The 11,511-nt window shown below is 49.7% G+C and carries 9 protein-coding genes; 8 read left to right on the top strand and 1 reads right to left on the bottom strand.

The window, feature by feature from the left end:
* The first annotated feature begins 65 nt into the window (after positions 1-65).
* The 7 genes from D1831_RS12950 to D1831_RS12920 all read left to right on the top strand — a co-directional run bounded on the left by D1831_RS12950 (position 66) and on the right by D1831_RS12920 (position 8,241).
* Entirely contained in the window at positions 66-1,784 is a 1,719-nt protein-coding gene (locus D1831_RS12950) for an SEC10/PgrA surface exclusion domain-containing protein (RefSeq protein ID WP_125073287.1), read from the top strand.
* Between the two features lie 362 nt (positions 1,785-2,146).
* A complete protein-coding gene (locus D1831_RS12945) occupies positions 2,147-2,431 on the top strand; it encodes a zinc ribbon domain-containing protein (RefSeq protein ID WP_125073286.1) in 285 nt (94 codons plus the stop codon).
* On the top strand, positions 2,431-3,456 hold the full coding sequence (locus D1831_RS12940; protein ID WP_125073285.1) for a DUF6287 domain-containing protein: 1,026 nt from the start codon (positions 2,431-2,433) through the stop codon (positions 3,454-3,456). The genes D1831_RS12945 and D1831_RS12940 overlap by 1 nt, the downstream gene beginning before the upstream one ends.
* A gap of 32 nt (positions 3,457-3,488) precedes the next feature.
* Positions 3,489-5,420, top strand: coding sequence for an AAA family ATPase (locus D1831_RS12935; protein ID WP_125073284.1), 1,932 nt, complete (start codon positions 3,489-3,491; stop codon positions 5,418-5,420).
* 28 nt (positions 5,421-5,448) lie between these two features.
* On the top strand, positions 5,449-5,943 hold the full coding sequence (locus D1831_RS12930; protein WP_125073283.1) for a hypothetical protein: 495 nt from the start codon (positions 5,449-5,451) through the stop codon (positions 5,941-5,943).
* Between the two features lie 33 nt (positions 5,944-5,976).
* Positions 5,977-7,116, top strand: coding sequence for a TcaA second domain-containing protein (locus D1831_RS14690; protein ID WP_225422894.1), 1,140 nt, complete (start codon positions 5,977-5,979; stop codon positions 7,114-7,116).
* 141 nt (positions 7,117-7,257) lie between these two features.
* A complete protein-coding gene (locus D1831_RS12920; RefSeq protein ID WP_125073282.1) occupies positions 7,258-8,241 on the top strand; it encodes an alcohol dehydrogenase catalytic domain-containing protein in 984 nt (327 codons plus the stop codon).
* 41 nt (positions 8,242-8,282) lie between these two features.
* Here D1831_RS12920 and D1831_RS12915 read toward each other — a convergent pair whose 3' ends face one another.
* Positions 8,283-8,609, bottom strand: a complete 327-nt coding sequence (locus D1831_RS12915; protein ID WP_125073281.1) for a hypothetical protein — start codon at positions 8,607-8,609, stop codon at positions 8,283-8,285.
* 336 nt (positions 8,610-8,945) lie between these two features.
* Here D1831_RS12915 and D1831_RS12910 point away from each other — a divergent pair, with 336 nt between their 5' ends.
* Entirely contained in the window at positions 8,946-11,480 is a 2,535-nt protein-coding gene (locus D1831_RS12910) for a M1 family metallopeptidase (protein ID WP_125073280.1), read from the top strand.
* The last annotated feature ends 31 nt before the right edge of the window (positions 11,481-11,511 follow it).

Below are 11,511 nucleotides of genomic sequence, written 5' to 3'. Positions count from 1 at the left end.
ATTATATTAATTAAAAGGCATGTAATCATTTTAAACAAAAAAGAATTTTAAGCGGGGATAAGCAAATGAATAAAGGGATGTTAATTAAAGTCGTTACCGTAGCTGCCGTAGTGACGGTTGGGGGCATTACTCCCATCAACGGGCAGGCCAGTGCTACGTATCACCGGGGGAAAATCACTAAAATTAAGCACCGGGCGTACTATACGACGAAATCGGGCAAGTCGTATCGTTTCAAGGGTAAGGCCAAGCATTTAAAACTAACGGCTAATCATAAGCTGAAAAGTTATCAAAAAACGACCTGGGTTGCGACGCGCAAAGTCACGCTAACCAAACACGGTCATAAGACGGTTTATTATGACGTGACGAACGCGCGCAACCATGCGCGTGGTTGGGTCCGGCGCAGTTATTTAAAAGCCGGTCGTAACTTTCAAATGACAAATCCTAAAAAAATGACCACGAAGCGGTATGTCCGGGCTAAGAAGGGCAAAATTTACCAACTAAAAGGCAATCGCAACTACGTTAAATTCACGAAGGGGCGGGCGTTAGTGGCTGGTAAGACCTATAAAGCAACGAAACGCCGGACGGTTTACAAGCGCGGCAAGGCCGTGACGTATTATTACGTCACTAGTTCACACGGCGTAAAGGGCTGGGTTTGGAATCACAGCTTGAAGGCGAAGCGCAAAGCTGCCACGAAGACACCGGTAAAAGTGACGACGACCATTACTGCCAAGCCGGCAACGCAACCACAAACAAAGGTAACACCGAGTCAGCCCGCTAAGCAGGTCACCCAGCCGACGACCACGCCTAAAGTGACGCCCACGACACCTAAAACGCCAACCACGACTCCGAGCCAACAGGGGCAGTATTCGAAGCACATTCAGTTGAGTACCAGTTGGATTCAGAATTTTAAAACGTACACCACGACTAACGACGCGAACCAGAAAGCCCAGGCCAAAAAAACACTAGATGGTTTGGCGCAGAGTGAGGCCCAACTGAATCAGTTTAGCGCCGGTGGTTTGAGCACGGCCCATCAATACAATACGGCCAACCTGCCGGATTCAGAACTGCTTAAGTTAAACGAATACTTTATGCAACTGGTGAACGGTGCCAGAACGGACCTGGGTTATCGCGATACGGCCTACGTTAATACCAACGACATTGCCTTTGCTAAGGACATTGCGCAACATTATGGGAATTATCAGTGGTCCAAGTACGGTCATGATTTACCGGTGATCAACGCGGCGGCAAAGGCCCGCGGACTTAGAACCCACCCGACCCTCAATTTTTATGAAAACCTTGGCGTTGGGGCAACTAGTTTTACGAAGAATTATTTATACTCGGAAGCCGAGTTGTATAAAATGATTTACGATCAGGTGACGAACTTTATCACTGGTGATGCCAATTCAAACTATGGGCACGCTCAGGGGATTTTGATTTCCGCCAATAACTACGGGCTAGCGTTGGCCGTGGCTGAACGCGACGAGGCGCAAACGGGGATCCCGATGACGACTTATGAAACGGATGTGCACGTCGTCAGTGTGACCGATACCGTTAATACGCAGCTAATTTTAAATCACGCCGACTTTGAGCCGACCTACGGGATTACGTCTAAGGCGACCATTAAACCCAATGCCCAGCAGGCCGCGGCCCAGTACGCCTATAATGTTGATTTAAGGGCGCTTGAAGTTGCCCAAAATCGAAATCAAGCGGCGGAAGTTGCCAAACTACAGGCTAAACTTGCGGTTGACCGTACGACGTTAGACAAGGCTAACGAGGCCATGTAACGCATCCAAAATATACTATTGATTGCTTCGTAATTGTTAGACCAAAGTCTAGTGATTATGAGGCATTTTTTATGGAGGAAAAGCGACTACCAGATTAGTTGATGTTAACTGGGTAGCGTGCGCCATGAATAATTTAACCGGGCAAAGATGGCACGGGTGAAATATTTCGGTATAATAAAGGTATATTAATAGTTAAATAAAAAATCATCTATTTAATTGTGTTAATCAATTAAGTATAGTGGCCGGTCATGACAAAACGGGGTGAGGTACAGATCACGTGATTCGGCATAACGAAAAGGGAGCGAAAGCTGATCAATGGGCATTCCAATGGTCAGCGACACGGATAAAACGGGGTGAATAAAATGGAGCATGGTAAAACTTATCGCACCACTTGTGGCGCGGGAAAAGGTGCTGGGCACAAGTTTTGTGGCAACTGCGGGGCAGCCGTCACGGCCGAACAGGAATTTTGTACGACCTGTGGTCAGAAACTGGGCGCGACATCTACGTCTGCTAAGGGGACGGACGCGGTACATAAGGTCACTGACACGGTGGTGCAAAAGACCACCAACTTAGCCGACCTGGCTAGTCAAAAAATCAAACCGTTCTGGTTAGCGGCCGGACTTAAGTATACGAAGGTTGGTAACTGATGAAAAAAATAACTTTGATGAGTACCAGCTTATTGTTACTACTAGCGTTGAGTGCTTGTGGAAAAACTCAAAATCAGGCGAAATCAGCCAGCAAGTCCAGCGCGACGCACGAACGGATTGGAAAAACAACCACTAAGACTAACAAGGCGGCGAGTCGTTCAACCGCCACGGCCACCAGCCAAACAACCACTAAAACATCGGGGACTGCGATGAATCTGGCTCAAATCAAGCGCGGCGATTACAGTGGGCTGGCTAGCCACTGGCACCAAGTCGCCATGACTTATAACCGCCAGGACGGCAAGGGCGTGCACTACAAAACGGGTGGTGACAAACACTTATCAGTTTCTAAAAGTACTATTACGGATGGTAATGTCACGTTGCGTGGCGACCAGTTTACCGATGACGGTGGCGATACCCATTCGGTTAATTTTAAAGGGGATCATGGCAGCTTAGTTACGCTCTTAGACGATTCCGATAAAGTTGGCGTTAACTGGGCGGTCACTTTTTATCCGAAGGGTTCGACCGATAAAATCAAGCTCAATTCGGATACTAAGAAGAATACTCAGGACCTGATTACGATCTGGGATAGCGGCTCGCAGTACACCGCCATTTTCGCGCCGTCGACGGCTAAAACCACGACGAAACGGTTAAACTTAGCACAACTAGCCGATAATAATTTTTCCAGCCTGGTCGGTCGCTGGAAGAACCCGGCCGGCAAAGTACTGACGGTCACGAACCGGGTGGCGAAAAGACCGAAGAGTAGCCAGTTAGCGTTGGCCGCTGGCGCGGTAATTCAAGAAAAAAGCAGTGACGGTAAGCAACAGGTCATTGGCGCTGGAAAAGTCACCAACGGGATGATTCAGGGAAGCTTCGGCAGTTTTAGTAACATGACGATGGAACCGCTGCTGATCGTGCCGGCGGGGGTCAAAGCGGAAAAGGGCGATGACTCAAACGTGAAAAAGGACCGTTTGATCATGGGCGGCGGTCAGGGCGGTTACGCGAGTGAGGCGTACTACCGCGACTAGGATACGGAATAAATGGAAGGGCGAGGGAAACGATGAATACTTACTTAGTGGGTCCTGATAAGAAGAACCTATTTGGCCGGCGATCAACTTGGGATTTTGATCAAGCACTTGAAGCCGCGGAAAGCGGGGACGTGATTGAAATTCAGGCTGGTTTCTGTCCGGTTGACGAACAAAATAACCAATCAATCGTGATTAACAAGGATTTGACTATTCAGGGGCACGTTGAGGCGACCGAGACTGGTCAGAACTTTACTAACGTTATTGATGGGGTCGTCGTGGTCGACGGTGCTACGGTGACGCTTAAAGATATTTGCGTGCAAAAACGGGTTGATAAGAGTAACTGTCTGTCCGTCAAAAAGGGTGCTACGCTGATTGCGGACAACGTGTACTTGGTCTCGAGTGCTGAAAGTGGGAAAAATTACCCGGTGATTTTTATCAGTGGGCAGTCCCAAGTTAAACTAAACCACGTTGAAGTCGCCCCTACTAAACTTCACGACGGCAAGTTTCAAATTTTTGCGCAAAATAGTACCCTTGAAACTCAAAACTCAACGATTGCCGCAACCATTTCAATGGATCACGGCACGTTACGGACGCAGGATACGACCATCACGAATCGGGAAAGTAATGCGTTATTTGCCAAGAATAAGAGTCAGGTCACGGTGATTAATACGTTGATCCAGGGCGGCAAAGTTGGCGACAAGCGCTATTTTCCGTGTGTGCGGATCGTTAACTCGCAGTTGAGTACCAAGGACACGACGATTGCAATGCCGAATACGAACCAGGCACTCAGCCTGAGTGGGGCGACGGCCACGCTGGATAATAGTAAGGTTGATTCTTTACACGCCACCCAATCAACGGCCGTACTGAATAACACGTTCATCATGGAAAGTGTGGCGTTGTTCAAAAAGTCCAAATTAAGCGGCTCGCAAGGTTATTTGGTTGGGCACAATAATGGCAAGATTAACTTATACGCGGAACAAAACTCGGTCGTGGACGTTGAGAGGCTTAATTTCGGGATACTGTCGGTACCCAATATTAAGGTGGACCATAGCGTGAGTTTAAATACTGAACATTTAAGTTATGTCCAGTATGATCAAAAACAGGACCAATTTGTAACTGACGAACAGGGCTACTTACTGTTATCCGACCACCAGGGTGAAATTAAGTACTTCGGTGACTTACCCGCGTTGGAACAGCTGGACCAAATGATTGGAATTCAAAACGTGAAGGACGAAGTGAACGAATTTATCGCCATCGCGGAGATGAATAAAAAACGGCGCGACCAGGGGCTGGATAGCTCGGCCATGACGTTACACTCCCTGTTCTTAGGTAATCCGGGGACCGGGAAAACGACGGTGGCCCGCATTTTAGGAAAGATTCTTTACGAAAAGGGCATCATCGCCAAGCAGACCTTCGTGGAAGTTTCCCGTGCGGAGCTAGTTGGTGAATACATCGGTAAAACGGCGATCAAAACGCGCAAAGTGCTCGAGTCCGCGGTGGGCGGGGTGCTTTTCATTGATGAAGCCTACACCTTAGCAACTGGTGGTGCTCAAGATTTTGGTGGGGAAGCCATCAACGAAATTTTGAAATTTATGGAAGATCACCGCAGTGACATCGTCATTATTTTTGCCGGTTACACGGACGACATGGAGAAGTTTTTAAAGATGAACGACGGGCTGCGCAGCCGGATTCCGAACCGCTTTATGTTTGAAGACTATACACCAAAAGAGCTGGTTGCCATTGGTTTGTCAGACTTAAAGGCTAAGAATTACCGGGTAGACGCGGCGGCCTATACCGCGTTGGTTGACCATAACTTTGCAGTGGATAACGATCACAGCAATGGGCGCTGGATTCGCAACTTGAATGAACAAGTGGTCCGTAAGATGGCGGTACGGTTAGCCAAGAATCCGCAAGCGGATTTATCGCAGATCACTGAGCAGGATTTAGCTGACGCCCAGCAATAACGGCAAGTTTAGGGGGAGTAAAAAAGAGATGTCAGAAAAGAAGCATTACGTGCAACCACCCAAGAATAGTAATTTTAAACAAACGGTTAATAACGTTAAACGGAACTACGACTACTTAATGCCGGCTTACCGGAAACGGATGTATCTTCAGGTCGCAATTATGGCCGTCTTAGATTGGATCATGTACGGTTTGATCTTAGGCGCGTTCTTCCTGGAACCGTTAGCAACGCCGGGTCCCATGCAAACGGTATTGACGCTAGTATTCATGGTACTCCACGTTTTCTTAACGGTCGTCGGGGCGTATTTTTACCCGTTTTCACGGTACTGGTATTTACAAAGCTTCATCGGTCGGTTATTAAATAACATGTATTACTTTGGCGGCTTCTGGTCCGTGATTGGTAAGGTAATCGCGACCATGGTTGGTGGGGTCCTCATTGCGGGACTTCTTGCCCCAATCGCGGGCCCGCTAGTTTTGCGAAAGTGCCGGCGGGAAAATATCATGATTGGTCAGCAGCGTGATTAATCACCAGGTTATGAAAAAAGGAGGGGACAACGAATGATAATTTGTCCAAATTGCCACCACGAAAACGCGGCGGGCAGTGTTTTTTGCGGGGAGTGTGGTCAGCGGTTACCGGAAGCGACCACGGCGAATGCCCAGTCGAATGTGGCTAGTCATGAAGCTGAAAAAACAACTACGCGGGGTGCTAATCAACCGCAATCTACGGTGGTTAGTCCGTCGCGGCAGTCACGGGAAGCCATTTCGCCAAAGCAGCGGCCGTCGGGACTTAAATGGGTTATTTTAGTCGCGGTACTCGTCATTGTATTGGGGGGCGGCGCGCTGGTTTACCGGGGGACGTTTAGCAAGCAGCAGCAAGTGGCTAAAATCACCCAGGCGTTAGTTGACGGCGACAAGGCGACGCTGGCCAAGAGCCTGGTCAGTGACGACCCAAGTTTGAAAATCAACGAAACGACGGTGGCGCCACTCGCTACCTACGTTAAGCAGCATTCGTCCTACGCGCAGGACGCCCAAACGGACTTGCCGCACAACGGTTACACCAGCGACCATACGCTTAAAGTGGTCACGGCCGGTCACCAGTTGTTAGTCGTACCGGTCTACAAGTTACAGGTCACGACGATGCACCCGAAGATTGAGACGAATTTAAAAAACGCGGACATTGAGGCCAACGGGACCAAGCTTTCGACCACTAAGTATAGTCATGAAAACTATACGGCCGGGCCGTTAATGCCCGGGACCTACCATTTTAAGCTGGTCGGTGGTGCCGATTCGGCCAGCAAGGACGCCGTTTTGATGGGGAAGGCCAACGTTAACCAGAAGATCAAGCTGCTGGTGGCAACTAAGACCAGTTCCCAGGACGACACGAGTTCTAAGGACGAAGACACGCAAACGGCGACGGCCGGTCCAAAAGCTCCGAGCGTGGTCAAGAAACATACCGGGAACTCGTACGATCACTTAACGAGTCCGGCGCAAACGGCGGTGGACCGCATCAGTGACGCCGACGGGGTGGATACTGACGATTACACCTACACGGAAAGCGAGCCGCACACCGACGTTTACGAAATCAAGCTATACGACCGCGACACCAATAAGCTAACCGCTACTTACCGTTACGATAACGTTAACGATATTTTGGCGAAGTACGACCAGAGCAGCGGTAAGTTTGTGGAAGTGGACTAGAAATCAATTACTAAATAGTCGGTTAGCTCGTAATTCGAGCGCCGACTATTTTTGGCGTTAAAAGTCTGTTCACGCGTTTAACACCCCAATTACCAGTCCTGATAATTTAGGCGTATGCTAGTCAAAAGGGAGGAAAGTACGATGCAGGCAGTTATTTTTGATCAGTTTGGCGACCCCACGGTTCTTCGAACGGCAACTTTGCCGGTGCCGCCGTTAACCGTTAATCAGGTTTTGGTAAGGGTACACGCCGTGGCGGTCGACCACGTGGATACCTTTGTGCGCAGTGGCGCGTTTAAAACGCCGTTAGCCGAGCCACACGTGGCGGGACGTGATTTGGTGGGCACCGTTGCCCAAGTACCAACTGGGGAAACTCGGTTTACGGTGGGAGAACGGGTGTGGACCAATTCCGCCGGTTACGAAGGCAGGATGGGTGCGACTGCCGAGTACGTGGCCGTTGACGCCGACCGCTTGTACCCGGTGCCTACCGGCGTGGATGAGCAGCAGTTAGTGGCTGCCGTCCATTCGGCGGCGACCGCAGCCATCGTTTTAAACGACGTGATGCGCTTAACGGCGAGCCAGTCCATTTTGATTGAGGGCGCGGCTGGTAACGTGGGCCGCAAGTTCATTCAGCTGGCTCACGAGTTGGGCGCCAGCGTCACCACGACGTCGAATCCGGCCGACTTTGAACGCTGTCGGGCACTGGGAAGCGACTCAACGCTGGATTACCACGCCGACTTTGCCGCCGCGTTGCAGACTGCTGACCGTCAGTTTGACCACGTGATCGATACGTCGGGCCGGGTACCATTGCAAACTAACCTGGATTTATTGCGCTTAAACGGGCAGGTAACGTTAATTACCGCGCCGCGGGATAATCAGTTTAACTTCGCGGTCCGGCCATTCTACATGGCCCAAAAACGCATCGCCGGCTTTGTTATCAGTCACGCCACCGGTGCTCAACTCGGTACGGCCGCTAACTGGTTAAACCGGGAGTTTCAGCGGGGCCGTCTGCTGGAAGACCAGGTTGCCTGCCGGTCGTTTGCGCAGGCAAGTGCCGTGCACGCCGCGCTGGAGGCCGGGGAGGATTACCGGCAGCGGTTTGTACTAGTGCCAAATCAAGTGGATTAAAAAATCGCGGGTTCTCGTTAAAATGAGAATCCGCGGTTATCTTATTTCGTGAAGTATAGGGTGCTGACGTCGACACCGACGGCAAGCGCCTTTTTGTGTTTGTAATGGGTCAAACGCATCGTTGTGGATTCGCTAACTTGATGGCCCTTTTTGTTGATTAAATAAAATGAAACAAATTTTTTGCCCTTATGGACGCCAAGTTTGTGTCCCTTAAAAGTGCCAATTGGTTGCGGCCCCTTAACGTAACGGGACTTAACGATGAGCTTGGAATGCTTCTTTATTTTAAAATTGCTAGCGTGTTTTAACTTCCACGTACCCCGGTAAGCCTTTGGAATTTTTTGATGAACGCTTTGTGCGCTTGCGGTCATTGGTTGTGTTGACACCTAGCGCAGTAGTTCCGTGAACGAGCAGTGACATTCCCGTGAGTAAACTTTTTTGCATGAAATTCATCTCCCCTAAAATTAGGGTAGCACACGGTTAATTGAAAGAAAAAATAATTAGTTGCGGGTAGTACGTTATTTTGGATGAAAAAAGTGGCACATTGTCGATAACAACCTATACATTGGATGACTATTATTATCAAAACGATAATTAGTAGAATGGTGGCATGCGTTTGAATTACTCACCGATTAAAACCAGCAATAGCGCAATCTGCAGGCAGTTGTCGTATAATGAATGTATTCTTAAAAAACGAGGAGATTATCATGGCAGAGACAACTCATTTTTACGAAACGTTCCAACCAGAACATTATGATATTTATATCGACATTAACCGTGAAAAGAAACAGTTTTCCGGGAAATCAACCATTACCGGGGACGCGCAAACGAAGGAAGTTTTGATTCACCAGAACTTCTTAACGATTGCGACCGTCCAAGCTGACGGCAAGGACGTCCCGTTTAGCGTCGACAATGCGATTCAAGGGATTCGGATCAGCCTCCCACAAACGGGAAAGGTGATCTTAGCCATTGACTACAGTGCCAAATTGACCGACAGCATGATGGGAATTTACCCGTCCTACTACGAAGTTAACGGCGAAAAGAAGCAGATCATCGGGACCCAGTTTGAAACGACCGCGGCCCGGCAAGCTTTCCCGTGTGTCGACGAACCGGAAGCCAAGGCTACTTTTGACCTCGCCATCAAATACGACGAACACGCTGGCGAAACGATTTTAAGTAACATGCCCGAAAAGCGGGAAGCAGACGGCGTGCACTACTTTGACACGACCGTTCGGATGTCAACTTACCTAATTGCGTTTGCCTTCGGTGAATTGCAGGGTAAAGAAACTAAGACCAAGAGCGGTGTAACGGTCGGCGTCTTCGGAACCAAGGCCCACAAAGCCAACGAACTCGACTTCGCGTTGGACATTGCCAAGCGTTCGATTGAATTTTACGAAGACTTTTACCAAACGCCGTACCCGTTGCCACATTCATGGCAATTGGCCTTACCCGATTTTTCCGCCGGCGCCATGGAAAACTGGGGGCTGGTTACTTACCGGGAAGCCTACTTACTGTTAGATCCCGATAACACCGCCTTAGAAATTAAACAACGGGTCGCTACCGTGATTGCTCATGAACTGGCGCACCAGTGGTTCGGTGACCTGGTCACCATGAAGTGGTGGGACAACCTCTGGCTTAACGAAAGCTTTGCTAACATGATGGAATACGTCGCCATCGACGCCCTCGAACCCGACTGGCACATTTGGGAAACTTTCCAAACGTCCGAAGCTTCAATGGCGTTGCAACGGGATGCGACTGACGGTGTACAATCCGTACACGTGCAGGTGGAAGACCCGGCTGAAATTGACTCCATTTTCGACAGCGCCATCGTTTACGCCAAGGGTGCCCGGATGTTAGTAATGGTCCGCGGGATGCTCGGTGACGACGCTCTACGGAAAGGCTTGAAGCAGTACTTCATTAATCACAAGTACGGCAACGCTACCGGTGACGATTTATGGCAGGCACTTGGCGACGCTTCCGGCATCCAAGTGGGCGACATCATGAACACTTGGCTGGAACAACCGGGCTACCCAGTGATCACGGCCGCCGTTAAGGACGGTCATTTAACGATTGCTCAGCAACAGTTCTTTATCGGTGACGGTAAGGAAATCGGCCGTTCGTGGAAGTTGCCGTTAAACAGTAACTACGCCGCTGCACCGGCCATTTTCAGCGATAAATCCGCTGACTTAGGCGACTACCAAGCCCTGCGGCAAGCAAACGGCAAACCGTTCCGTTTGAACGTTGGCAATAACTCCCACTTTATCGTGAAGTACGACCAAACGCTAATGGACGACATCTTGAACCACGTCGACGACTTAACGCCAATCGATCAGTTACAATTACTCCAAGACTTCCGGTTATTAGCGGAAGGCCGGCAAATTTCATACGCCAGCGTAGTACCGTTACTGGCCCGCTTCGCGGAAAGTCATTCCACGGTCGTTAACGCGGCGTTGTACCAGTTGGCCGGTAATTTACGCAAATTCGTGATGCCGGATTCTGACGAAGAAAAGCATTTGCAGGCTCTTTATGACCAGTTAAGTGCTAAGCAGGTTGAACGTTTAGGCTGGACGCCTAAAGCCGGTGAATCCTACGATGACCAGCTGACCCGGCCGTACGTTTTGAGCGCGGCACTGTACGCTAAGAATCAGAACGCCATTTTAGCCGCCCACGAACTATTCGAAGGCAACCAGAACGACTTACCAAGTTTACCCGCCGATATCCGGGTCTTCGTTTTACGTAACGAAGTCAAAAACTTTGGTAACCAGACGCTGTTTGACCAGTTGTTGAACGCTTACCGGCAGACGTCCGATGCCAGCTACAAGGCCGACATTTGCGACGCGTTGACGGCTACGCCGGATCAGAAATTACTGGGCGAAGTTATTGAAGCGTTTGAAGACGCCGAAACGATTAAGCCACAAGACTTGCGGGCTTGGTTCCGGGGCGTCTTAGCTAACCATGCTGGCGAACAACTGGCTTGGGACTGGATCCGTAACGACTGGGGCTGGTTGGAAGCCACGGTCGGCGGCGACATGGAATTCACCACGTACATCACGGTGGTTTCCCGCGTCTTCCATACCCAGGAACGGTTGGCAGAGTTTAAAGCCTTCTTTGAACCGAAGATCAACACCCCTGGTTTGACCCGTGAAATCAAGATGGACACCAAGGTCATCGAAAGTCGCGTGGCACTGGTGGAAGCGGAAAAGAACGATGTGAATAAAGCGGTGCAAGTGGTTATTAAGTAATTATCAATAGTTAACCGTTAAAATATAATAG

It is taken from the genome of Lactiplantibacillus garii (assembly GCF_003885105.1).
GTDB lineage: Bacteria > Bacillota > Bacilli > Lactobacillales > Lactobacillaceae > Lactiplantibacillus > Lactiplantibacillus garii.
The sequence above is the reverse complement of the archived record's forward strand: the minus strand, read 5'-3'. Positions and strand labels throughout refer to the sequence as shown.

Excerpts from the sequence above, each read along its gene's own strand:
- D1831_RS12920 (WP_125073282.1), top strand. The coding sequence starts at position 7,258 with ATGCAGGCAGTTATTTTTGATCAGTTTGGCGACCCCACGGTTCTTCGA.
- D1831_RS12940 (WP_125073285.1), top strand. The coding sequence starts at position 2,431 with ATGAAAAAAATAACTTTGATGAGTACCAGCTTATTGTTACTACTAGCG.
- D1831_RS12915 (WP_125073281.1), bottom strand. The coding sequence starts at position 8,609 with ATGACCGCAAGCGCACAAAGCGTTCATCAAAAAATTCCAAAGGCTTAC.
- D1831_RS12950 (WP_125073287.1), top strand. The coding sequence starts at position 66 with ATGAATAAAGGGATGTTAATTAAAGTCGTTACCGTAGCTGCCGTAGTG.
- D1831_RS12930 (WP_125073283.1), top strand. The coding sequence starts at position 5,449 with ATGTCAGAAAAGAAGCATTACGTGCAACCACCCAAGAATAGTAATTTT.
- D1831_RS14690 (WP_225422894.1), top strand. The coding sequence starts at position 5,977 with ATGATAATTTGTCCAAATTGCCACCACGAAAACGCGGCGGGCAGTGTT.
- D1831_RS12910 (WP_125073280.1), top strand. The coding sequence starts at position 8,946 with ATGGCAGAGACAACTCATTTTTACGAAACGTTCCAACCAGAACATTAT.
- D1831_RS12935 (WP_125073284.1), top strand. The coding sequence starts at position 3,489 with ATGAATACTTACTTAGTGGGTCCTGATAAGAAGAACCTATTTGGCCGG.
- D1831_RS12945 (WP_125073286.1), top strand. The coding sequence starts at position 2,147 with ATGGAGCATGGTAAAACTTATCGCACCACTTGTGGCGCGGGAAAAGGT.